Annotated in this window: 20 protein-coding genes; 11 read left to right on the top strand and 9 right to left on the bottom strand. The window is 43.7% G+C overall.

Translation table 11 applies throughout. From position 1 onward, the window contains the following. The first annotated feature begins 62 nt into the window (after positions 1–62). Together hpt and PV763_RS10600 are read left to right on the top strand one after the other, a co-directional pair. Positions 63–590, top strand: coding sequence for a hypoxanthine phosphoribosyltransferase (gene hpt / locus PV763_RS10595; RefSeq protein ID WP_004647133.1), 528 nt, complete (start codon positions 63–65; stop codon positions 588–590). Between the two features lie 172 nt (positions 591–762). Beyond that, positions 763–1020, top strand: coding sequence for a GlsB/YeaQ/YmgE family stress response membrane protein (locus PV763_RS10600; protein WP_004281926.1), 258 nt, complete (start codon positions 763–765; stop codon positions 1018–1020). A 92-nt stretch (positions 1021–1112) separates the two neighbouring features. Here PV763_RS10600 and PV763_RS10605 read toward each other — a convergent pair whose 3' ends face one another. After that, positions 1113–1814, bottom strand: coding sequence for a DsbC family protein (locus PV763_RS10605; protein ID WP_420937806.1), 702 nt, complete (start codon positions 1812–1814; stop codon positions 1113–1115). Positions 1815–2193: 379 nt separating this feature from the next. On the opposite strand from PV763_RS10605, the gene PV763_RS10610 reads away from it, so the two are divergent. Then, positions 2194–3339 (top strand): MFS transporter, encoded by a 1146-nt coding sequence (locus PV763_RS10610; RefSeq protein ID WP_396470087.1) that lies wholly within the window; start codon positions 2194–2196, stop codon positions 3337–3339. Between the two features lie 44 nt (positions 3340–3383). Here the strand turns inward: PV763_RS10610 and mnmE are convergent, their stop codons facing one another. From mnmE to rpmH, 5 genes are all read right to left on the bottom strand, one after another. After that, positions 3384–4742, bottom strand: coding sequence for a tRNA uridine-5-carboxymethylaminomethyl(34) synthesis GTPase MnmE (mnmE, locus tag PV763_RS10615; protein ID WP_396470078.1), 1359 nt, complete (start codon positions 4740–4742; stop codon positions 3384–3386). 92 nt (positions 4743–4834) lie between these two features. Beyond that, positions 4835–6598, bottom strand: coding sequence for a membrane protein insertase YidC (yidC, locus tag PV763_RS10620; protein ID WP_004728983.1), 1764 nt, complete (start codon positions 6596–6598; stop codon positions 4835–4837). A gap of 5 nt (positions 6599–6603) precedes the next feature. Continuing rightward, complete coding sequence (gene yidD / locus PV763_RS10625) at positions 6604–6924, bottom strand: membrane protein insertion efficiency factor YidD (RefSeq protein ID WP_004281931.1); 321 nt, start codon at positions 6922–6924, stop codon at positions 6604–6606. A gap of 9 nt (positions 6925–6933) precedes the next feature. Next, positions 6934–7326 carry a ribonuclease P protein component gene (rnpA, locus tag PV763_RS10630; RefSeq protein WP_004728981.1) on the bottom strand — a complete coding sequence of 131 codons (393 nt, stop codon included), beginning with the start codon at positions 7324–7326 and terminating at the stop codon, positions 6934–6936. 29 nt (positions 7327–7355) lie between these two features. After that, a complete protein-coding gene (gene rpmH / locus PV763_RS10635; protein WP_000831329.1) occupies positions 7356–7490 on the bottom strand; it encodes a 50S ribosomal protein L34 in 135 nt (44 codons plus the stop codon). 660 nt (positions 7491–8150) lie between these two features. Here rpmH and dnaA point away from each other — a divergent pair. The 4 genes from dnaA (at position 8151) to gyrB (ending at position 14421) form a co-directional block, all read left to right on the top strand. Continuing rightward, positions 8151–9527, top strand: a complete 1377-nt coding sequence (gene dnaA, locus PV763_RS10640; RefSeq protein ID WP_004281934.1) for a chromosomal replication initiator protein DnaA — start codon at positions 8151–8153, stop codon at positions 9525–9527. A 109-nt stretch (positions 9528–9636) separates the two neighbouring features. Then, positions 9637–10785, top strand: coding sequence for a DNA polymerase III subunit beta (gene dnaN, locus PV763_RS10645; RefSeq protein WP_004647129.1), 1149 nt, complete (start codon positions 9637–9639; stop codon positions 10783–10785). 28 nt (positions 10786–10813) lie between these two features. Beyond that, positions 10814–11893: a DNA replication/repair protein RecF gene (recF, locus tag PV763_RS10650; RefSeq protein WP_004728979.1), complete on the top strand. Its 1080-nt coding sequence runs from the start codon at positions 10814–10816 to the stop codon at positions 11891–11893. Positions 11894–11949: 56 nt separating this feature from the next. Beyond that, on the top strand, positions 11950–14421 hold the full coding sequence (gene gyrB / locus PV763_RS10655; RefSeq protein WP_004728977.1) for a DNA topoisomerase (ATP-hydrolyzing) subunit B: 2472 nt from the start codon (positions 11950–11952) through the stop codon (positions 14419–14421). Positions 14422–15609: 1188 nt separating this feature from the next. On the opposite strand, the gene PV763_RS10660 is transcribed toward gyrB, so the two are convergent. Both PV763_RS10660 and PV763_RS10665 read right to left on the bottom strand, forming a co-directional pair. After that, complete coding sequence (locus PV763_RS10660) at positions 15610–16773, bottom strand: zinc-dependent alcohol dehydrogenase (protein WP_001202407.1); 1164 nt, start codon at positions 16771–16773, stop codon at positions 15610–15612. 341 nt (positions 16774–17114) lie between these two features. Beyond that, a complete protein-coding gene (locus PV763_RS10665) occupies positions 17115–19046 on the bottom strand; it encodes an ATP-binding cassette domain-containing protein (RefSeq protein WP_420937807.1) in 1932 nt (643 codons plus the stop codon). A gap of 217 nt (positions 19047–19263) precedes the next feature. Here PV763_RS10665 and PV763_RS10670 point away from each other — a divergent pair, with 217 nt between their 5' ends. From PV763_RS10670 to erpA, 4 genes are all read left to right on the top strand, one after another. Beyond that, the gene (locus PV763_RS10670; RefSeq protein ID WP_005094847.1) at positions 19264–20268 is read left to right on the top strand and encodes a putative solute-binding protein; all 1005 of its coding nucleotides are present in this window, start codon (positions 19264–19266) and stop codon (positions 20266–20268) included. Between the two features lie 254 nt (positions 20269–20522). Then, positions 20523–21533 (top strand): putative solute-binding protein, encoded by a 1011-nt coding sequence (locus PV763_RS10675; RefSeq protein ID WP_005268232.1) that lies wholly within the window; start codon positions 20523–20525, stop codon positions 21531–21533. 194 nt (positions 21534–21727) lie between these two features. Then, complete coding sequence (locus PV763_RS10680; protein ID WP_005104964.1) at positions 21728–22735, top strand: putative solute-binding protein; 1008 nt, start codon at positions 21728–21730, stop codon at positions 22733–22735. Positions 22736–22856: 121 nt separating this feature from the next. Continuing rightward, positions 22857–23192 (top strand): iron-sulfur cluster insertion protein ErpA, encoded by a 336-nt coding sequence (gene erpA, locus PV763_RS10685; protein ID WP_004281944.1) that lies wholly within the window; start codon positions 22857–22859, stop codon positions 23190–23192. Between the two features lie 56 nt (positions 23193–23248). Here erpA and PV763_RS10690 read toward each other — a convergent pair whose 3' ends face one another. Continuing rightward, complete coding sequence (locus tag PV763_RS10690) at positions 23249–23626, bottom strand: hypothetical protein (RefSeq protein ID WP_420937810.1); 378 nt, start codon at positions 23624–23626, stop codon at positions 23249–23251. Positions 23627–23642: the final 16 nt, after the last annotated feature.

The following is a 23642-nucleotide window of genomic DNA, read 5'->3' on the forward strand; positions in this document are numbered from 1 at the left end:
TTCAGGTGTTGCAGGTCAACACCTTTTTTATTTTGCTATTTTTACTTTTTAGGTATCTACCCATGACCGTTCAAATGAGCGTAATGATTTCCGCTGAAGAAATTCAAGCTAAAGTCAAAGAGCTTGGTGCTCAAATCAATGCACACTATGCCAATAGTGACAAAGAACTTGTGCTCATCGGTTTATTACGTGGTTCAGTGATTTTTATGGCTGATTTATGTCGTGTGATTTCAAAACCGCATGAATTGGATTTCATGACTGTGTCCAGTTATGGCGGTGGCACGGTATCGTCACGTGATGTAAAAATCCTGAAAGATTTAGACGGTGAAATCCGTGGTAAAGATGTGCTGGTGGTTGAAGATATTATTGACTCAGGCAACACCTTAAGCAAGGTACTCGAAATCCTGCAAACCCGTGAACCTAACTCGATTCAACTGTGTACTTTGGTAAGTAAACCATCGCGTCGTGAAATCGATTTGAAGGTCGAATTTATGGGCTTTGAGGTTGAAGATAAATTTATCGTGGGTTATGGCTTGGACTATGACCAGAAGTACCGTCACCTGCCATTTATTGGTGAAATCGGTCTTTAAAATCAGGTTGAAAAAAGTGGCATAAGCCACTTTTTTTATACCTAAAATACAGAAAAAACCGGGAACAAAAAATAACATCTCGTTTCAGGATTCAACTTTTTATGATCCTGACTTTGTTTCAAGATGATTAAACAGATGTGAAAACAAAGACATGATAAGAAGGAGTATGCATATGTGGACAATTATTGTGGCGATCGTCATTGGTTTTGTAGCAGGTCTAATTGCACGTGCCATTCATCCAGGTAATGACAAGGCAGGCTTTATCATGACCACCTTGCTGGGTATTGCCGGCTCCTTGTTGGCGACTTTTGGTGGTCGTATGCTCGGTCTGTACTCGGCAGATTCCGCAGCAGGTCTGATTGCTTCCGTGATTGGTGCTGTGATTATTCTGTTTATTTATAATATGGTGACCAAACGCCGCACGGTCTAAATCAAGCTGATGCTGACTGGATCACCTTAATAAAAAAAGCACCCCATGAGGTGCTTTTTTTATATTGAGCGACTGATATCTTTATTTAATTTTTATAAATTGAATTCTTTAAAAATCTGCTCAATCTGCTCTGCCGGATAGGCGCCCATCACCTTAAAACCATTGGAAAAAATAATCGCAGGTGTACCATTCACCCCCATAGACTGAGCCAGTTTTTTATTCCGTTCAATCGGACTGGCACAAGTTTTTTTCGATTTAGGTTGAATTCCTTGAGCAATCAGATCTTCCCATGCCTGAGCTGGATTAGACTCGCAATACACCTGTTTTGAAGGAGCAGCCGACTGGGGTTTTAAAGGAAGAATAAAGGTATAAATGGTCAAGTCATTCAGTTTTTTCAGCTCTAGCTCAAGCTTTTTACAATACGGGCAATTTGGGTCAGAAAAGATCGCAATCTGACGTTTACCCGTACCTCTTACACTTTTTACAGCATCCTGAAGCGGTAATTTTTTCCAGTCGATACTATTTTGTTTCAGCATTAAATCACGGGTCAGATTATGTTGATCCTGAATCCGCAGCATCGGACCGGCTATCAGATGCTTGGCATCTTCATTCAGATAAACCACTTGGCCCTGCATGGAACCGCTATAGATGCCTTTCATCTCGGTGGTCTGAATATTTTCAATTTTTAAATTGGGACTGTTTTTTGCCAAATTAGATTGTACCGTATCAATATTGGCAAATGCGAAGCTTGAAATGAATGTACTTAAACTAATGATCAGTGTTTTTTTTAACATGAATGTTCTACATGAATTGGATAAGAATATGCTTCGATTCTAATCGCTCTGCTTTTAAATTTCTCAAACATTTATGTTACTGTTTAGACTCAGTTAAACAAGTTCATAATGTTTCACGTGGAACACCATGTATAGCGTTAGATTGAACTCCAATCTATCTAGAAAACACATCAATATTCATAATAAGTAATTGTTTTATATAATTAAAATATATTAAATGATAAACATTTTACTCATTCAGCCTTGACCGATTTTCTGTATCCATTCTAAACTGCAGACACTTTCTATTTTCCTCGCTACGCCCTGACATGGATTGGCCAAGGATTAACACTATAACGGCATTTTCATGACAATAACGACCAGCTGGCGACCGTTCTTGATGGTCAGCCTGGCTTTAATGATGGGAACGATTGGCACCGCTTTGGCCAGTCCGCTTTATCCGATTTATCAACAGCTCTGGCATTTGCTGCCCAGCCAGATCACCTACATTTTTGTCGCCTATATGTTTGGCTGTCTCTCGACCTTGTTGTTTTTGGGCAGAACCAGTAACAGCATCGGATTTTTACGGACCCTGCAAATTGGTCTGGCCCTGATCACGCTGGGTCTGATCATTTCCGTTTTTGCCCAGAATGCACTGATCCTCTCGATTGGCCGTTTTATTATTGGGATTGCCTCGGGCTTGATGACCACTTCTGCCATGATGGGTTTAATGCATACCATCCCGGAAAGCCATAAGCACACTGCACCGCAACTGATTTCAATCATCACCGCAATGGGTTTTGGTTTGGGACCTTTGGTCGGTGGCGTGATTGCGCAGTTTTCCGCTGCGCCTTTGGTGATGCCATATTTGCCGATTATTCTGGGTGCCGTATTGTGTCTGATTGGCCTGTTCTGGATTAAAGCACCCAAGTTTGAGGTTCAGCCCTTTAGCATGGCGCCTAAACTGCAACGACCTGAAGCCCAGTTTCATCGTGTGTTTATGATTATTGCAGTGACAGCTTTTAGTGCCTTTGCCGCCTTTAGCCTGTTTGCTTCCCTGTCGCCATCCTTTGTCCGAAATATTTTACCTTGGCATGGCCCTCTGGTCAGCGGACTGGCCATTACCAGTATCTTAGTGGTTTCAGTGATCGTGCAGTTTATAACCAAAGCGGTCGCAGCGTCTAAATGTCTGAATATCGGCCTAATGATGATGTGCTTGAGCCTGATGGTTTTAGCGCTATGTATGTATTCGAAAATCAGCCTGCTATTTTTTATCAGTGATATTTGCTTTGGAATTGGCCATGGTTTTGCCCTGATGGGTGCTTTTGCCCTGATTCATCAAATGACCAGCTTAGACAACCGTGCAGCCGTCATGTCAACCTATCTGTTTATTGCCTATCTGGGCACTATTGTTCCCATCATTGCTGTGGGTTATCTGGCCGATCATTGGGGGCTGGATTTCGCCGTAATCAGCTTTTGTATCGCGATTAGTTTGCTGTGTTTTGCGCTGTGGTGGGCGTATCAAAAATCCCGCCTACCAGCCTAAAAAAAGCCCTCAGTTGAGGGCTTTTTTGATGTTTTATTAAATAATTATTTACCAATACAAAATGAACCGAAGATCTTGCCCAGCAGATCATCTGCACTGAAATCACCAGTGATCTCACCCAAGGCATTTTGCGCCAGACGTAAGGATTCCGCCACCAGTTCACCGGCGTTATACACCACCAGTTGTTCACGCGCTTCAGCCAGATAGAGCTGAGTGCGCTTCATTGCGTCTAAATGACGGGTACGGGCGATAAAGGTGTCTTCCTCAGGCTGGAAGCCTGCATGCGCTGTAATCGCCTCTATGAGCGCTTGAACACCGGTTTCCTGTTTGGCAGAGACTGCAATATGCCGGAAACCATTTAAATCGCCAATCACGGCTTCAGCACCGGTCAGGTCGCATTTATTGCCAATCAGCATCAAACGTTTTGGCTCGATATGTTCGGCAAAATATTCTTGGGCGAGTTGCAGCGGATCTTCGCCCTGGCTTAAGTCATAGACCAAGAGTAATAAATCGGCCTGTTCAATTTCCTTAATCGCGCGGCGAATCCCTTCCTTTTCCACGATATCACCGGTTTCACGCAGACCAGCCGTATCGGTCAGGGTAATCGGTAAGCCATTTAAGGTAATTTTCTCATGCAGCACATCACGGGTGGTGCCAGCAATATCGGTCACAATCGCGCGTTCAATTCCGGCCAGCGCATTCAGTAGAGAGGATTTACCGGCATTCGGTTTACCTGCAATTACGACTTGCAAGCCTTCACGTAGAAGCTGTCCTTGACGTGCGGATTGCTGGACTTGAGTGACTGCACTGGATACGCCATCCAGCAGATTTAAAATCTTGCCATCTGCCAGAAAGTCGATTTCTTCTTCCGGAAAATCAATCGCGGCTTCCACATGCAGACGCAGATGAATCAGCTGCTCAAGGACTGCATTGACTTTGGTCGAGAAAGCTCCTTGCAGTGAACGCACCGCAGAACGTGCAGCCGCTTGCGAAGTTGCATCAATCAGGTCGGCAATTGCTTCAGCCTGCACCAGATCCAGCTTGCCATTTTCGAAAGCACGCATGGAGAATTCACCCGCTTTGGCTGCAGTGGCTCCCAGCTCCAGTAAACGGCCAAGCAGGGCATTCTGAATCACCGGACCGCCATGACCTTGTAGCTCCACCACATCTTCACCGGTAAATGAGTTTGGATTCGGGAAGCAGATGACCAGTCCTTCATCCATGACTTCGCCTGTCGCATCGTAGAACTGGCGAAAACCGGCAAAACGGGCCTGGGGGAGTTCTTTTTGTGTCAGGGCTTGAGCAATTTCATAGGATTTTGGGCCAGACAGGCGAATCACCCCAACGCCGCCACGTCCTGGTGGAGTTGCAATCGCAGCAATAGTTGTGGTTCGGTTGAGCATAAAATTCACCTGCAAGGACTCAAAAGTACAGCCAAAAAAAATCCGCCTAAGATTACCATCTTAAGCGGATTTATTCAGCCTATCCGTACAACTTAGTTGGCTGGAGTGGCCTCATCACGTTTGGCACGATCTTTGGCAACAGACTTGTTAATCAAAGTTTGTTGCAGAATCGTGATCAAGTTGTTGACGATCCAGTATAAAACCAAGCCTGCAGGGAAGAACAACAAGAATACCGTAAAGATAATCGGCATAAACTTGAAGACTTTCGCCTGCATTGGATCGGTCGGCTGCGGATTTAACGACTGCTGGATATACATGGTCAAGCCCATCAACAACGGCAGAATGAACCAAGGATCCATTGAAGACAAATCCTGAATCCACAGCATCCATGGCGCATGACGCAGTTCCACAGATTCCATCAATACCCAGTACAAGGCCAGGAAAATCGGCATTTGTAATAACAGCGGTAAACAGCCGGCAAGCGGATTGACCTGTTCACGTTTATACAATGCCATCATTTCTTGAGAGAAGCGCATGCGGTCTTCACCAAACTCTTCTTTCATGCGTTGCATTTCTGGCGCAATCACCCGCATTTTCGCCATCGAGCGATAGCTCTTCGACGACAATGGCCACAGGATCACTTTCACCAGGATGGTCAACAGAATAATTGCCCAACCCCAGTTACCCACCAGACCATGGAAGAATTCAAGACCCACGAACAGCAATTTCGCGATTGGCCATAACCAGCCATAATCAACGGTCTGGTTTAAACCTGCAGCCAAATCTTTCAGTTCTGACTGGATTTTTGGACCTGAATAGAAAGTCGCATCAATTTCAGCCACGGTACCTGCTGGTACATTAAACGTTGGTGAAGTAAAACCGATGATGTTCATGTTATCGGTTGATTTACGTGATTCAAGCTTGGCGCTATAAGCTTCGCCATTGCCTTGAGTCAACTTCAGCTGACCTGGAACCCATGCACTGACAAAGTAGTGCTGTACCATTGCCACCCAACCACCTGTCGCTTCAGTACTGACTTTTTCTTCAACAAAGTTGTCGAATTTAAGCTTGTTGTACTGCTCGTCCGGGGTACCCCATGCACCGCCGAGGAATGTTCCCAGCGTGAAGATCCCTTGATCGGACTTGCCTGGATCTTCCGAGTTATCGCGTTTGATCTGACCGAACATCTGACCTTGCCAGGTCTGGCCACTGCGGTTGACCACTTTGTGATTTACCACGACCGGATATTCACCTTCAGTGAAATTGAAGGTCTTGATAATCTCGATCCCGTCAGCGGTTTTAAACACCAGCGGTACAGACAATACTTTCAGGTTTTCACCGTCTTTGGATTTGACTGTTTTCGCATCTGCCAGGGTATAAGCAGTTTTTTCCAGCTCATACATTGGACGGCCGTTACGGCTGCTGTCCGGTCCATTCAGACCGATCAGGCCAGACTGGGCGACATAAGTACGTTTCGCATCGCTTTCCAGCATGACGAACGGTTCATCGCTGTCTTTGTTCTTGTCATGATTGAGTAATTCAATACGAACAATATCACCACCCTTAGGATTAATCCAAAGATGATAAAGGTCAGTTTGTACTGAAATAAGCTGCTGACTTACAGGTGCTGTGGCATCCGTGGCTTGCTGTGCTGGCACATTTGCTTGTGGCAGATCAGAGGCAACTGTAGCCGTCTGACCATTTGGCAAATCTGCAGATACGTCATGCGAAACAACAGCAGTTTCCTGCTGCGGTTTTGTTTCAGCATTTCCATAATCTTTTTGCCACGCCAAAATGAGCAAATATGCGACAACAAACATGGCTCCGAGAATTGCAATCCTGGCCCATTGTTGCATATGTATTACCCCAAGTGGTGAGAGTGATTTTGGTTCAATAAACGATCACGAAAGGGTACAGCAACGTGAAGCGTTTGAGAATCTATTTGCTGAAATGAAATAAAACGAATCGCTTTTGAGGGAACAGGATCATATCCCGAGCCCCCCCACGGATGACAACGGCAAATACGTTTAGTAGCCAGCCACACTCCACGCCCAGCGCCATGCATCTGGACTGCTTCCAAGGAATATTGAGAACAAGTTGGAATATAACGACAGCGCGGTCCAAGAAGAGGACTAATCGCAATCTGATAGAAACGGATCAACCAATGCAGTAAACGTACCATTGGCCAACTCTACTTTTGTGGGGAGGGGGCTATTTTTGAATGCTTTTTGGCAAGACGGTTCAGTTTCTGCCAGGCAAATTGTAATTGCTGGTGCAATTCTGCATTAGGCACTGCTTCAACACCCATTTTTGGCATGATTACAATGTCTAAGTCATCTAATTGCTGTTGATGCAGGCGAAAACTTTCGCGAGCAAGTCGTTTTACTCGATTTCTTTCGTGTGCACGTCGCACTTTCTTCTTGGCAACAACTAAACCCAAACGGCTATTTGGCAGTTCGGAATGTTTTGCAAGAAATAAGAAATGGGGTTGATGCACTTTAAAAAGCGCACCATCAAAGACACCTTTATAATCGGCAGCACAGCGTAATCGGAACTCTGTGCCAAAACTATAAAGTTTTGTCATAACACCCAAAATCGTCTTAGCGTAACTGATTAAACAGTTAAGCTATGACGACCTTTTGCACGACGGCGAGCTAATACTTGACGACCAGCTTTAGTAGCCATACGAGCACGGAAACCATGAACACGCTTACGCTTTAATTCAGACGGTTGGAATGTACGTTTCATATTGAAACTCCAAAAAATGATCTTTCTGTGAAGGTCCGCGATTTTAGTGCTCATTGCTTGAGCTGTCAATGCAAAAGCGGTTTTCTTTTCAAATAAGATCAAAAAAGATAAAGACCCTGGTTTTTCAAAGAACTGAATAAAAAATAGTTCAATTCAAGTTAATCACAAATTAAGTTATTGTTATATAAATATATATAAGTTATAAACAACTCTATCAACAAAGTTATCCACATGTTATCCAGAGTTTAAATTTAACTTACGGTTTTGAATTTAAATTTGAAGTTTTTTGAGTTATCCACAAAAACTAGTGATCTTATAAATAAATTCAAATTTATAAATTTAAATTTATTACTATTAGGGAGCACTTTTTCTATGGATAAGCCACTTTTTATTTAATTAAACATAAACTTATATTGTGGATAAAACTGTTTCTATTAATTTTATACTTTGTGGATAACTTTATGATATATTTTATCCACAGCTTGCGGATAAACTTATCCACACTGGGTTTTAAATTTAAATTCATACATGTTGATTTCTTTTTGCACAGTTTTTGTGGAAATTGCCATGACAGATGTGGATAACTTGGTTAGAATGGCGACCCGCTTTTGGTCGCGGTCATCTTTTTTGAATGAACAATGGAATGAATAGGGGATTCACATGCTTTGGACGGACTGCTTAAATCGCCTGCGACAAGAGCTCTCTGGAAATGTCTTTACAATGTGGATTCGCCCATTGGTTGCAGAAGAGCTGGAAGACAGCTTGCGTTTGTATGCACCTAATCCTTACTGGACGCGTTACATTCAGGAACATCATCTGGAACTGATTACGATTCTGGCAGAACAGTTGTCTGAAGGACGGGTACGCAAGGTCGAGATTTTGGTCGATTCACGTCCAGGGGCGATTTTATCTGCCAGTGAACAACCGGCGACCACGACTGCGGCATTGACCTCGACACCGATGCCAGTGCCGAAGCCGAAGAAAGAAAAAGAAGACAGCGGCAAAAATAGCCGTAGACGTCAGTTGAATCCATTGTTTACCTTCTCGCTGTTTGTGGAAGGCCGATCGAACCAGATGGCAGCAGAAACCTGTCGCAAGGTACTGACCCAGCTGGGGGCTTCACAGCACAACCCGTTATTTTTATATGGTCCGACCGGTCTGGGTAAAACCCACTTGATGCAGGCGGTCGGCAATGCGCTGTTGCAGGCCAAGCCGAATGCACGCGTCATGTACATGACCGCAGAAAGTTTTGTACAGGACTTTGTCAGCTCGTTGCAGCAGGGTAAAGTCGAAGAGTTTAAGAAAAACTGCCGTTCTCTGGATTTATTACTGGTCGATGATATTCACTTGCTGGCCGGTAAAGAGGCCAGTCTGGTCGAATTTTTCTACACCTTTAACGCACTTTTGGATGAATCCAAGCAAATTATTTTGACTTCGGATCGTTATCCTAAAGAGCTGACAGAGCTGGATCCACGTCTGGTTTCACGTTTTTCTTGGGGCTTGTCGGTCGGGGTTGAACCGCCAGATATTGAAACCCGAATTGAAATTCTGCTGAAAAAAGCAGAAAGCAACCAGGTCGATTTACCACGTAACTGTGCGCTGTTTATTGCCCAGCAGGTGGTGGCTAACGTGCGTGAGCTGGAAGGTGCGCTGAACAAAGTGGTGGCGATTTCACGTTTTAAAGGTACGCCAATTGATCTGGATGTGGTGCGTGAATCTTTAAAAGATGTGCTGGCAATTCGTGCCCGTACCATCAGTACTGAAAATATTCAGCGTGTGGTGAGTGAGTATTTCCGGATTCCACTGAAAGAACTGGTCGGTCCAAAACGTACCCGGATTTATGCCCGCCCACGTCAGCTGGCGATGGGGCTGGCACGTGAATTAACCGGCGACAGTTTTCCGGAAATTGGCATGGCTTTTGGCGGTCGTGATCACAGTACCGTGATGCATGCCTGCGAGAAAGTACAAAGCCTGCGTGAAGAAGATCCGATCTTTAACGAAGACTATAAAAACCTGCAGCGTCTGTTGCAAAGTTGACCTAAATCGCTCAAATTCTATTCTTGCTATGCGGCTGCTTTTGCCGCATAGTAAACCGTCAAAAAAATCACTTTTTCTATATTAATCTTCAGCTTTAGAGGAATGCACTGTGCGTTTAAAAATCGCGAAAGAAAGCTTACTGAATGTTCTCTCACATGTCGTAGGAGCGGTTGAACGTCGCCATACCTTGAATATCCTGTCTAACCTGAAAATTCAGGTGACTACGCAAGCATTGACCGTGACCGGTTCCGACCTGGAAGTCGAACTGGTGGCGAGTACAGCACTGGCTGAAGGTGCATGTCTGCAGGAAGGCGAGACCACAGTTCCTGCACGTAAGCTGATTGATATCTGTAAGTCACTTCCTTCAGCGGCATTGGTGGATTTGCATATTACTGAAGATCAGCGCTGCATCCTTAAATCAGGCAACAGTCGTTTTGTACTGGGTACCTTGCCTGCTGATGATTATCCATTACTGAACACTGAAAACACCCAAGGCACGCAAGTGACGGTGACACAGCGTGAACTTAAACGCCTGTTCGAAAAAACCGCCTTTGCCATGGCAGTTCAGGATGTGCGTTTTTACCTGACCGGTACTTTGCTGGAAATTGATGCCAATCAGCTACGTGCTGTGACCACCGATGGCCACCGCCTAGCACTGTGTGAAACAGCAGCACAATCCACTGCAGCACAGCCGATTCAGGCAATTGTGCCACGTAAGGCCGTTGCAGAATTACAGCGCCTGCTCAGCGTTGAAGATGAGCAATTATCTCTATTGATTGGTCGTGAACTGCTCAATGTGACCATCAATATGCCAAGCCGTGACAAGGAACAGGCGAACATTACCGTGCGTTTCACTACCAAGCTGATTGATGGTAAGTTCCCGGACTACCGCCGTGTGATTCCACGTGGGGGCGACAAAGTCGTGATGATCGCACATGACGTGTTCAAGCAGTCTTTGCAGCGTGTGGCGATTTTAAGTAATGAAAAACTTCGCGGTGTGTTTCTGAACTTCAATGCTGATTCTTTGCAACTTCGTGCCAATAACCCGGAGCAGGATGAAGCGATTGAAGACCTGGCGATTCAATATGCCGATTCACCGCTAGAAATGTCCTTCAATGCGCAGTATCTGATTGAAGTCCTCGGTGTGCTGGATGGCGATGATGTGTCAATGACTATGACTGAAGCGAATCAGTCTGTCTTAGTACAAGACCCGGCGCATACTGATCAGACTTATGTCGTCATGCCGATGCGTGTTTAAGCCGCGGCTTCTGATATTCATATAAGACATGCATATTACGCGTTTACATATTGAGCGTGTGCGGAATTTAAAGACGGTTGCTCTCCACGGATTGCAGCCGTTTAATGTTTTTTATGGGCAAAATGGTTCAGGTAAAACCTCGATTTTAGAGGCGATTCATTTACTGGCTGCCGGTCGTTCCTTCCGTACTCATATTCCCAAAAATTATATCCAGCATGGCGCGCAGGATGCGATTGTATTTGCACAGTCTGCGACTGAAAAAATTGGCATGCAAAAAATGGCCAGTGGGGAGCAACTGATCAAGGTCAATGGTGATCTGGTCGCAACCCAGGGACAGCTGGCCAAACTGTTGCCCTTGCAGCTGATTGATCCGCAAAGCACCGATATTATCGATCATGGTGCTAAACCACGACGCCAACTCCTTGACTGGTTAATGTTCCACGTGGAACCAGAGTTTTATCATGCCTGGCAATATTATTCTCGTGCGCTGAAACAGCGAAATAGTTTGCTCAAAAGCAAACGCTTTCTCAGTCTGTCAGATCTGGAACCGTGGAACCAGATGCTCAGTGAATATGGTGAAATTTTACATTCGCAACGTGTCGGGATCGTGGAACAATGGAAGCCCTTTTTTGAAGATGACCTGAAACAGTTATTACCTGATTTGCAAGTCAGTCTGGAATACAGTCCGGGCTTTCACAGTGAAACTGGCCTGCTGAATGATCTGACCAACCAGCATGAAAAAGACTGTGAGCGACGCTATACCGAATATGGTCCACATCGCGCGGATTTGCGTTTAAAGACCCCGATGGGGGATGCCGACGTGATCCTGTCGCGGGGTCAGAAAAAGCTGCTGATGATCGCACTAAAACTGTCGCAAATCGCAATGCTCCATTCTTGTAATAAGGAAACTGTGGTATTATTAGATGATGTGACAGCAGAATTAGATTTAACCGCACAACAACGTTTAATTGAGCGATTGAGCCAACTTGGTAGTCAAGTTTTTATTACCACCTTAGACCATGAATCAGTACAAAAGCACTTACATGATTTGTCTATCTCATATCAGTTATTCAGTGTTGAAAACGGTACAGTTCAAGTTGTGCAATAATATTTTTTGAGTTTTACCCATCTTTGGATAGACCTATTTTTCACTAGGGAGAAACCATGAGTTCAGAAGATCAAGCTGCTTCTCAAACAGAACAAACCATTGAAAAGGCTTATGATTCCTCTAGCATCAAGGTATTACGTGGTTTAGACGCAGTACGTAAGCGTCCGGGCATGTACATTGGTGACACAGACGATGGTACAGGCCTGCACCACATGGTGTTTGAAGTAGTCGATAACTCGATTGATGAAGCCTTGGCAGGCCACTGTGATGAAATTATAGTGACGATCCATGAAGATGAATCGGTTTCAGTATCTGATAATGGTCGTGGTATTCCGACCGACATTCACCCTGAAGAAGGCGTGTCTGCAGCAGAAGTAATTTTAACCATTCTGCATGCCGGTGGTAAGTTCGACGACAACAGTTATAAAGTCTCTGGCGGTCTGCATGGCGTTGGTGTTTCGGTGGTCAATGCGCTGTCTGAAAAACTGCTATTAAATATTAGCCGTGCGGGCAAAACTTATGAACAGGAATACCGTCATGGTGATCCTGTTTATAAATTACGTGAAACAGGTACAACTGATAAATCGGGTACAACAGTACGTTTCTACCCAAGTGCTGAAACCTTTAGTCAAACCATTTTCAATGTTGATATTTTAGCGCGTCGTTTACGTGAATTGTCATTCTTAAACGCGGGTGTACGTATTGTCCTGCGTGATGAACGCGTCAATCTTGAGAATGTCTATGACTACGAAGGTGGTTTATCTGAGTTCGTTAAATATATTAACGAAGGCAAAACGCACCTGAATGATATCTTCCACTTCACTGCTGCACAGGCCGACAACGGTATTACGGTAGAAGTCGCATTACAATGGAATGATTCTTATCAGGAAAATGTGCGTTGCTTTACCAATAACATCCCGCAAAAGGATGGTGGTACGCATTTGGCCGGCTTCCGCGCTGCGTTGACCCGTGGTTTAAATAACTACATGGACAGCGAAAATATCCTGAAAAAGGAAAAAGTTGCGGTATCGGGTGATGATGCACGTGAAGGCTTGACTGCCATTGTGTCAGTCAAGGTGCCTGATCCAAAATTCTCTTCACAGACCAAAGAAAAACTGGTGTCGAGTGAAGTAAAAACGGCTGTCGAACAGGCCATGAATAAGGCATTTTCTGAATATTTATTGGAAAATCCACAAGCAGCCAAAGCGATTGCTGGCAAGATCATTGATGCAGCACGTGCGCGTGATGCAGCGCGTAAAGCACGTGAAATGACACGTCGTAAGAGTGCGCTGGATATTGCCGGTCTTCCAGGTAAACTGGCCGATTGTCAGGAAAAAGATCCAGCATTGTCTGAGCTATACTTGGTCGAGGGTGATTCTGCAGGTGGTTCGGCAAAGCAAGGTCGTAACCGTAAAATGCAGGCGATTTTACCGCTGAAAGGTAAGATCCTGAACGTGGAACGTGCCCGTTTTGACCGCATGATTTCCTCTGCTGAAGTCGGTACGCTGATTACCGCATTGGGCTGTGGTATTGGTCGTGAAGAATATAATCCGGACAAACTGCGTTATCACAAAATCATTATCATGACCGATGCTGACGTGGATGGTTCGCATATCCGTACCTTACTGTTGACGTTCTTCTTCCGTCAAATGCCGGAACTTGTGGAACGTGGTCATATTTATATCGCACAGCCACCATTATATAAGCTGAAAAAAGGTAAGCAGGAACAGTACATCAAGGACAATGATGCACTGGAGACTTACCTAATTTCGAATGCGATTGATGAGCTGGAACTGCATATCAGTGCAGAAGCGCCTGCGATTCGTGGTGAAGCACTGGCGAATGTGATTGCTGATTATCAGACTTCCCAGAAGAGCTTGGCACGTTTGACCCAACGTTATCCTGCGAGTCTGCTTGATGCCCTACTGTCACTGGAAGGCTTTAAGCTGGATCAGCTGGAAGACAAAAACTATGTGGAAACATGGGGTGAGAATCTACGTGTAGCGATTGAAGCCATTCAGCCTACATTACGTCCAGAATTAACCCTAGAACGTTTTGAAAAAGAACTGGCAGATGGTCAAAAAACTGCAAGCTGGTTGCCACGTATCACGATCTATGTACATAACTTGCCACATAGCTACCTGTTAGACTCAGTACTGTTAGGTTCAAGTGAATATGCACGTTTATTAAAGAACTCGAAGAGTTGGTTTAGCCTGCTTGAAGAGGGTGCATATTTACAAAAAGGCGACCGCAAGATTCAGGTTAGCAATTTCCATCAGGTTTGGCAGCATATCTTGCAGGACTCACGTCGTGGCATGATGATCCAGCGCTATAAAGGTCTGGGTGAGATGAATGCGGAACAGTTGTGGGAAACCACCATGGATCCAGACAACCGTAACATGCTGCAAGTGACAGTTACCGATGCGATTGAAGCGGATCGTATGTTCTCTTGCTTGATGGGCGATGACGTAGAACCACGTCGTGCTTTCATTGAAGAAAATGCCTTGAATGCAGATATTGATGCATAACCCTTCAGGATAAAATCAGATATAAAAAAGCGCCTTTCGAGGCGCTTTTTTTAGACCAATTTTTTACTCATATCCTGTGAGCTAGGCAAAATAAAGTAATTTTGGACCGATTTTTAGATATGGAACGGGTTCATTTAGGTTTTAAAAAGCCAAGTTGAGTAAGCCAAATCGACTCTAAGAAAGGGTTTATGTATAGAGATTACCAACTCGGGAGAATACCTGAAATCTGGAGTGAATCTATCGTTATAAAAATGATCTGCATCAGAACTTCTAAAATAATTTTTGAATAGGAAAGTGAGGTAGAAAGACGTTCTTTATACGATGAGAAGTTTGCATGCAGTTCACGACACTAGGTGAAAACTGGATCAGTCAAAGTGGTATTTAAAGATGCGTGTAATAAAAACAGATCGAATACTTTAGGTGGATTCGACTAAAAAATAATAAATCGCCTATTCAGAAGATCCAATATCTCAAAAATAAATAAAAAGCTGCTAAAACTAAATTTTAAATTTTCAATTTTCAATAGCTTATAAGAAACTTGGTCTAATACGCTAAATAATACGTGAATAATATTGCTTCAAGCATCTAGAAAGCCTGATCAGAGATGTGGATAACTCTAAAGTTATCCATAATTTTTATGTGAATAAGATAGTATTTTTCCGCAAGCTTTAATCCACGTATTAATTCTTTATTTTAAATTCAAATTTGAAATCGATTATCTTGTGGATAAGTGTTTTTAAATTTAAAATAGCATTTTAAATTTAAAGCTAGATTTGGCGATATATTGCTAGTATGACCAGACTATTCCTTGGATTGGCTTTAAAATAAAAAATTATTATAAATTAAATACTTGTAAATATAGTGTAGTTTCTCTAATCATTACCGTGGAACATATTGTTAACTAAAAACTCAAGATGTAGCTAAACTACATAATTGATTTAATAATCAAGTGAACTTTCATTTTTATTTAAAATCATACTTTTATCGATTTTTGCTTAACTTTTTTATTTCTCATTTTTGAGTTATTTCTTGATTTCATTATTGAAAATCGGGCATTTCTTTTATTACTCGATAGAAAAGAGGGAGGGAATCGCTGAAATGATATTGATTAGGAACAAGAAAAAGAGGATTGATAAAATGACGATGAAAAATAAAAAAGCGCCTGACGGCGCTTTTTTTTAATCATATTTATGGTGTTAGAATGACTTTACGACAGTCTTCTTCCTTTTTATCAAAAATACGGTAACCTTCCGCAGCATCTTCCAGTTTCATGCGATGGGTAATAATCAGATCTGGAGACAGATCTCCATTTTCAATATGTTCTAGCAACTGCGGCAAGTAATTATGCACATGGGTTTGTCCCATTTTAAAGGTCAAACCTTTGTCAAAGGCATCACCAAACAGGAAGCCATGAATTGGACCGGCATAAACTCCAGGTACACTCACCACACCGCCGCGACGGACCGCTGCAATACATTGTCTTAGCGCTGAACCACTCGAACCTTCTAATTTCAGGTTGGTCATTACGGTTTCCAGCATGCTACCTTTGGCTTCAAAACCGACCGCATCAATGACGGCATCGACTCCACGATAACCCGTGGTATTTTGAATGATAAATTCAGCGGCATCGACTTCATCAAAATTGACGGGAATTACCCCATAGGTTTGATGCGCGAAACGCAAACGGTAAGGGTGGTGATCGACCATAAATATCTGCTCGGCACCGAGCATCCGCGCGCAGGCAGCAGCCAGCAGACCGACCGGGCCAGCACCATAAATCGCCACACTGGAACCTCGACCGACTTGGGCATTATTCACTGCTTGCCACGCAGTTGGCAGAATATCGGTCAGGAATAATACTTTTTCATCAGGCAGGGAACCCGGCACCTTAAATGGTCCGACATTGCCTTTGGGGATCCGTACATATTCAGCCTGACCACCCGGTATACCACCATACAGATGGCTAAAGCCAAATAAAGCTGCCCCTGGTGGGATCTGTTTTTTGTTGAGAATTGCACCACGACCGGTATTGGTATTTTCACAGGCAGCCATGAGTTCATGTTCACAGAAAAAACAGTGACCGCATGCAATCACAAAGGGAATAATCACCCGGTCACCTTTTTTGACTTCGGTTACTTCTGGGCCGACTTCTTCTACAATTCCCATAAATTCATGGCCGAAAATATCACCGTCTTCAGTGGCCGGAATTTTCCCCCGGTATAAATGCAGATCTGAGCCACAGATGGCGGTGGCTGTCACCCTTAAAATAACGTCATCTGGTTCCTGAATCACTGGATCTGGAACGGATTCAACTCGTACATCCCGAGCACCATGATAGGTAAGAGCACGCATGCGGATTTCCTCTCTCTAGTTCAACATTAAACAGACTCGTAGCAAGGCTGCCAAAAATTAAAAAACACTTATATTAGAGCCTTAGGATGAAACAGCGCGCTGTAAATTAATGTATGAAATAAGGCATCCAACTGTTTAAAAAATAAACTTATATAGGGTTTGCGTAATTCATGACCTTATGTGTCGAATGAATAGAAAAGAACAGAATTAAAGAAACATCTAGACGTAGATGAAAAAATACAGGGGGGAAAATGGAAGAGAAAACATTAAAAATAGTGAATAAAAAAGAGATGAACAACGTTGGTCATTCATCTCTTATCTTAAATCTTACTAAAAGAGCTTTAGAACGTCTGTTCCAGACTTTCCAGTTCCATCATCAGTTCTAGCATTTGCTCTTCGGCTGTTTCCAGTTTGGCTTTTAGCTCGGTTTGCTCATTCATCAGTTTCAGCAAATCATTTTTACGTGATGCTTCGTATAAAGCACTGTCACCTAGCAGGGTTTCAATTTCAGCCAGTCGTGGCTGCAGTTTGGCCATCTGTGCTTCGCATTTTTCAATATTCTTGCGAATCGGACGACTTATCTCACGCTGGCGAGCAGCTTCCTTACGTTGTGCTTCCTTGTCCAGTTTGGAAATGGTCGGTTTGACTTCGACTTGGGATTTCACCGGTTTTGCTGGCTTCTGTCCATTTTTGATCATTTCAATACGGGCCTGGCGTAACCAGTCAGCATAGGCAGTGAGATCACCATCAAACTCACGGCATTGACCATTATGTACCAATAGCAGTTCATCACAGACGCTGGCGATGAGCTGACGTTCATGCGAAACCAGAACCACCGCGCCCTGGAAATCTTGCAAGGCCATAGTCAGTGCATGACGCATATCCAGGTCTAAATGGTTGGTCGGCTCATCCAGAATCAGTACATTTGGACGCTGCCAGACAATCAGTGCCAAGGCCAAACGTGCACGTTCACCACCCGAAAAACTTTCACTCGGCGTATCCATACGTTCGCCGCTAAAACCAAAGCTGCCTAAAAATGAACGTAGACTGGCTTCATTGATTTTTTTATCGGCAATACGTGCCAGCTGTAACATCGGGCTGGCATTGCCATCCAATGCATCCATCTGATGCTGGGCAAAATAACCAATATTCAATAGTTCTGAATCTTTACGCAGACCTTGAATCAGTTTCAGGTCACCGACCAGCGATTTAATCAGTGTGGATTTACCAGCACCATTCATCCCGAGTAAACCGATCCGGCTGTTTGGCGTGATCTGTAAATTTACATTGGTCACAATCAGCTTGTCGCCATAACCAATATCGGCATGTTCCAGTTGCAATAACGGTGAACTCATTTTGGTCGGTTCACGGAAACTGAAAGTAAATGGTGTATCGACATGCGCAGCAGACAGTTCCTGCATGCGTTCCAGCTGTTTAATCCGGCTTTGAGCCTGTTTGGCTTTGGTCGCTTGCGCTTTAAAACGGTCAATATATTTTTGCAGATGCGCGCGGGTTTCCAGCTGCTTTTCATACGCCTGTTGCTGCTGCGCCAGACGTTCACTGCGGGTACGCTCGAAAGTCGAGTAGTTGCCGGTATATAAAGTCAGTTCCTGATTTTCGATATGTAAAATATGATCGGTGATCGCATCGAGGAAGTCTCGGTCATGTGAAATCAGCACCAGCGTACCTTCATAAGCCTTGAGCCAGTCTTCGAGCCAGAGAATCGCATCCAAGTCCAGATGGTTGGTCGGTTCATCGAGGAGCAGTAAGTCTGAGCGGCTCATCAGGGTACGTGCCAGATTCAGACGCATACGCCAGCCACCGGAAAAACTTGAAACATCCAGTTGTGATTGATGTTCAAAGAAGCCCAGACCCGCCATCAATTGCGAGGCTTTGGCAGGAGCTGAATAACCTGAAATTTCATCAAAACGGCCATATAAATGCCCTAGTTCTGCATCATCCAGTTGATCTGGCTGCTCAAGTTTCTGCTGAATCTCCCAGTATTCTTCATCACCTGATAATACGAAATCAATGGCTTTCATATTCAGCGCTTTAATTTCCTGAGCCATATGCGCCACGGTCCACACCGCAGGACGGGTCAATGAACCCGTATCTGACTCCATGCCGCCCAGCAAGGCTGAAAACAGGGTTGATTTCCCGGCACCATTGACACCGGTTAGGCCAATTTTCCATCCTGGGTGTAACTGCATCGACGCTTTTTGAAATAAAACACGTCCACCGCGACGTATAGATAACTGGTCTAACTGAATCATTGAGAAATCAAAGCTAAGAAATAAGATGCGCCTATTCTAAAGGAAAGCCCTGTGAAAATGAAAAATCTTACCGGTTTTGCTGAAATGATTGTGCTTTTCATCTCTGTCAATTCATCTGGGATAGACGCATAAGTTGAGTAAAAGCTCTATTTTATGCATGAACAGTGGTTTATAGTTCAGGCTGATGGAGCAAAAAATATCATAGAGTCAAATAAAAATGAAAAAGGGATGTTTAATTTTATCGGCACTGGGCATTTTGGTGTCGACTTCAACTCAAGCCAGAGTGAATGTCTGTGTTTTTGATTTACTGGGGAAATCTGGTGAGTCTTACAAACTGCTGGAGGAATGGGCGCTGGCAGCAAAAGGCTGGGGTGCCGAAATTCAGCTAAGCGCTTATCAGGATGAAGCCAAGGTCGATCAGGACGTCAAAGCCGGAAAATGTGATGCCTTCTATATGACCTCAATGCGTGCCCGGGCTTATAACAAATTTGCTGGATCGATTGATGCAATTGGCGGCGTGCCGAATAATGACATTGCCATGAAAGCCATCAGCTATGTACTGGATAAACGCAATAGCAAACGCCTGATCACCCAGATTGGCAAAGAAAAATTCGAAGTGGCGGGTATTGGTCAGATTGGCCCAGCCTATATTTTTGTTCGTGATCGTACTCTAAATAAACTGGAACAGGTCAAAGGCAAGAAATTTGCCGTGCTGCATTATGACTATGCGCAAAAAATCATGGTCGACCGGATTGAAGCAGTACCGGTCATGTCGGAAATTTCCAATTTTATTCGCAAGTTTAATCAGGGCGAAGTGGATATTGTCGCTGCACCGGCTTATGCATTTAAACCGCTGGAATTACAGAAAGGACTAGGCCGTCAAGGCGCAATGATTAATTTTCCGGTGATTAATGTCACTGCTGATCTGATTATTCGTCAGGAAAAGTTTCCGGCAAGCTTTGCCGCACAATCCCGAAACTGGTTTGTGAAACAGTTACCGCGCAGCTTTGCCATGGTCAAGCGCATGGAAGCTGAGATTCCAAGCAAATATATTCTGAATCTAAGCCGTGAAGATCGTGTGGCCTACCAAAAGATTCTGCGTGATGGGCGGATCGATTTAACCAAACAGGGGATTTATGATCAGGGCATGATGAACGTATTGAAACGCGCGCGTTGTACGGTAGAAAGAACCAATTTTGAATGTTCGATTGGTGGCGAATAAATCTGAAATCATGTATATCTTTGTAACTATATCTGGGTAAATGTAATTATAAGAAAGCAGTTTTAAATATTAAGATATTGATATTTAAATATATATTTAAAAATAACTTAGGCAACTATTGCTGATTTATCTTTATAGGCCAAAATGCCGGTTTTAAATGGAGTAAATGCTCTATTTTTTTTAATTAAACTTGCTTAATATTTGTCCCGTGTACGGACACTCAGCGAATAACAAGATTTCAAAGGATAACTACAATGAAAAAAACACTCTTATCATTGGCTGCATTCTCTGCATTTGGTTTTGCAAGTGCGGCGCATGCAGAAAAAGTCGATATCTGTGTGTTTGACTTACTGGGTAAATCCGGTGAGTCTTTCCAGATGGCACAAGAATGGGCACTGGCTGCAAAAGGCTGGGGCGCAGAAATTAATCTGATTGCCCGTCAGGATGAAGCGGTTGCCGACAATGACTTCAAGGCCGGTAAATGTGATGGCGTGTTTATGACCGCCATGCGTGCCCGTCAATACAATAAATTTGCCGGTTCTATTGATGCACTGGGTGGTGCACCAAGTAATGCTATTGCCCAGCGTGCGATCAGTTTTGCTCTCGACAAACGTAATGCAGGCAAAATGGTGACCAATATGGGCGGCAAAAAATATGAAATTGCCGGTATTTCTCCGCTGGGTTCGGCATTTATTTTTGTTCGTGACAAAAATATCAATTCGATTGAAAAGGCTGCAGGTAAAAAATTCGCAGTACTCGGCTATGACGATGCCCAGAAAATCATGGTACAGCGCGTCGGTGCACAGGCCGTCATTTCCGATGTGTCCAACTTTGTGGCCAAATTTAACAATGGTCAGGTGGATATGGTGGGTGCGCCTGCCTATGCCTACAAGCCATTAGAAATCTATAAAGGTCTGGGTAATAACGGCGCGATGTTTAATTTCCCGGTGCTGCATGTGACGTCTGATTTTGTGATTCGTCCAGAAAAATTCCCCGCAGGTTTTGGACAGAAATCGCGTGACTGGTTTATCAAAAACCTGCCAAAGAGCATGGCCATGATCAAACGTCTGGAAGCCGGTATTCCGTCGAAATATAAAATGAACCTGAACGTTGAAGATAAAACCAAGTATCAGAAAATGTTACGTGATGGCCGGATGGACATGACCAAACGTGGAATCTATGATGCCAGCATGATGTCAGTATTAAAACGTGCCCGTTGTTCTGTCGATAAGGCCAACTTTGAATGTTCAATGGCTGGCGAATAATCTGATTTTTAAAGCAAAAAGCTTAGAGTGATCTAGGCTTTTTTTATGGCTGAACCAGGTCAGATCTGCCATTGTGCAGCAAATAAAATAGCTTAAGCTTAATCTAAATATTAAATTCGAATGTTTCATATAAAAAACAATCACATGTGACTAAAACTTCAATAACAAAAACAAGCGATAAGGAAATGAAGATGATGCATAGAGGATGGAAAGTACTGGCATTGGCTACAGCGACACTGGCTGTTTCAGGTCTGGCGCAAGCCAAACAGGTGATTTGCGTATTTGATCTGGTCGGTAAAAACGGTGATGTCTATAGTGTGATGAAAGACTATCAGTTGGCGGCCAAAAACTGGGGGGCAGATGTCGAATTGCGGGTGAATACTAATGAAGCCGTGGTCGCAGAAGATTTTAAAGCCGGGAAATGTGACGGCATTAGTGTGACTGGAATGCGTGGCCGTCAATTTAACAAGTTTACCGGTTCTCTGGATGCAATCGGGGCTATCACCGATCTGAATCTGGCGGTTAAAGTCATGCAGGGCCTGGCCAGTCCCACCTTCGCCAAACAAATGCTGCAAGGTAAATATGAAATTGTTGGAGTGATTCCGGTAGGTGATGCTTTTCTGTTAGTGAACGACCGCAGTATCAATACTGTTGCCAAAGCAGCCGGTAAAAAAATTGCGGTACTAAGCCATGACGAAGCACAAAAAATCATGGTACAGCAGGTTGGTGCACAAGCAGTGAGTGCCGAAATCAGCAATTTTGCCAGTATGTTTAACAATGGTCAGGTGGATATTATCGGTGCACCAGCTGCAGCATTTAAGCCTTTAGAATTACATAAAGGGTTGGGTAGTAAAGGTGCGATTGTGAATTATCCGGTATTGCAGGTTACAGGTAATATTATTATCCGTCCTGATAAATTCCCGGCAGGATACGGACAAAAATCACGTGAATGGGTCAAGAGCCAGTTACCACGTGCCTTTGGTATTTTGGGTAAAATGAAAGCGGATATTCCTTCGAAATACTGGATGGATATTCCTGCGGCAGATAAACCAGGTTATCAGAAAATGATGCGGGATTCCCGAATTGACCTGACCAAACGCGGCGTTTATGACAAACGCATGATGAAATTGCTGTGGCAATTCCGTTGCAAACAGAATCCGACAAATTTTGAATGTGCCTTACAGGATGAGAACTACAAATAATCCTGATAAAATTACTCTGATTTGACTTTTAATCTGTAGAGACTGACCATATATTGAGTGTGCTATACTTAAATATGGTCTTTTCTTTTTAAAGACATTCCATTCAACAGAGGAATCCGCCATGAATGCCCAAGCGCTTGTGCTCACCGACAATGCCGCAAATAAAGTACGCCAGTTGCGTGACAGTGAAGGTAACCAAGACTTAATGCTCCGTGTCTATGTGACCGGTGGCGGCTGTTCAGGTTTCTCTTATGGCTTTAACTTTGCGGAAAGCCAGAATGAAGATGATGCAGAATTTGCCAATGGCGATGTTAAAGTCCTGGTCGATTCACTGAGTTATCAGTATCTGGTTGGTTCGGTAGTAGATTATTTAGAAGGTCTGGAAGGCTCACGTTTCGTGGTACAAAACCCGAATGCGACCACGACCTGTGGTTGTGGATCTTCATTCTCGATCTAAATCCATGCATAAAAAAAGTCCTCTCAATGAGGACTTTTTTTATGCATGGAAAAAGTTTAGCTATCCAGTTTTACCGCTTCAAGCAGGTCAAAGATCACGCTGGTGACATCCTGATTCAACTCGCGGTTATTAAAAATTTCATAGGCGCTAATGGTAATGTCGGTATCACTTGGTAACAGACGCTGTTCTTCTTCGATCAGGTCATTAATCGGCAATAAGGTCTGTTTGATTTCCAAATGCAGAATATCTTTATATTCCAGATTTTCATCGTCGAGTTCAATCAGTTGTTCATTGAAATAAGGCAGCAAAATCGAATGAAGATAGGGTTGGATGTCCTCGATATCAAAGATCTCGATATCACGGGTTTCATCAATCGTACTAATGTGGTCATTTACTTCAATTAAAATATGGTAGTAACTCACACGAATCTCCAAAGATGGCCTAAACAAT

It is taken from the genome of Acinetobacter sp. AS5 (assembly GCF_048957595.1).
Taxonomy (GTDB): Bacteria; Pseudomonadota; Gammaproteobacteria; order Pseudomonadales; family Moraxellaceae; genus Acinetobacter.

Bases quoted from the DNA above. Each gene is read 5' to 3' on its own strand.
- PV763_RS10670 (WP_005094847.1), top strand. From the start codon at position 19,264: ATGAAAAAGGGATGTTTAATTTTATCGGCACTGGGCATTTTGGTGTCG.
- hpt (WP_004647133.1), top strand. From the start codon at position 63: ATGACCGTTCAAATGAGCGTAATGATTTCCGCTGAAGAAATTCAAGCT.
- gyrB (WP_004728977.1), top strand. From the start codon at position 11,950: ATGAGTTCAGAAGATCAAGCTGCTTCTCAAACAGAACAAACCATTGAA.
- PV763_RS10680 (WP_005104964.1), top strand. From the start codon at position 21,728: ATGCATAGAGGATGGAAAGTACTGGCATTGGCTACAGCGACACTGGCT.
- PV763_RS10600 (WP_004281926.1), top strand. From the start codon at position 763: ATGTGGACAATTATTGTGGCGATCGTCATTGGTTTTGTAGCAGGTCTA.
- rpmH (WP_000831329.1), bottom strand. From the start codon at position 7,490: ATGAAACGTACATTCCAACCGTCTGAATTAAAGCGTAAGCGTGTTCAT.
- dnaA (WP_004281934.1), top strand. From the start codon at position 8,151: ATGCTTTGGACGGACTGCTTAAATCGCCTGCGACAAGAGCTCTCTGGA.
- PV763_RS10610 (WP_396470087.1), top strand. From the start codon at position 2,194: ATGGTCAGCCTGGCTTTAATGATGGGAACGATTGGCACCGCTTTGGCC.
- PV763_RS10660 (WP_001202407.1), bottom strand. From the start codon at position 16,773: ATGCGTGCTCTTACCTATCATGGTGCTCGGGATGTACGAGTTGAATCC.
- erpA (WP_004281944.1), top strand. From the start codon at position 22,857: ATGAATGCCCAAGCGCTTGTGCTCACCGACAATGCCGCAAATAAAGTA.
- mnmE (WP_396470078.1), bottom strand. From the start codon at position 4,742: ATGCTCAACCGAACCACAACTATTGCTGCGATTGCAACTCCACCAGGA.
- rnpA (WP_004728981.1), bottom strand. From the start codon at position 7,326: ATGACAAAACTTTATAGTTTTGGCACAGAGTTCCGATTACGCTGTGCT.
- yidC (WP_004728983.1), bottom strand. From the start codon at position 6,598: ATGCAACAATGGGCCAGGATTGCAATTCTCGGAGCCATGTTTGTTGTC.
- PV763_RS10605 (WP_420937806.1), bottom strand. From the start codon at position 1,814: ATGTTAAAAAAAACACTGATCATTAGTTTAAGTACATTCATTTCAAGC.
- PV763_RS10665 (WP_420937807.1), bottom strand. From the start codon at position 19,046: ATGATTCAGTTAGACCAGTTATCTATACGTCGCGGTGGACGTGTTTTA.
- yidD (WP_004281931.1), bottom strand. From the start codon at position 6,924: ATGGTACGTTTACTGCATTGGTTGATCCGTTTCTATCAGATTGCGATT.
- recF (WP_004728979.1), top strand. From the start codon at position 10,814: ATGCATATTACGCGTTTACATATTGAGCGTGTGCGGAATTTAAAGACG.
- PV763_RS10675 (WP_005268232.1), top strand. From the start codon at position 20,523: ATGAAAAAAACACTCTTATCATTGGCTGCATTCTCTGCATTTGGTTTT.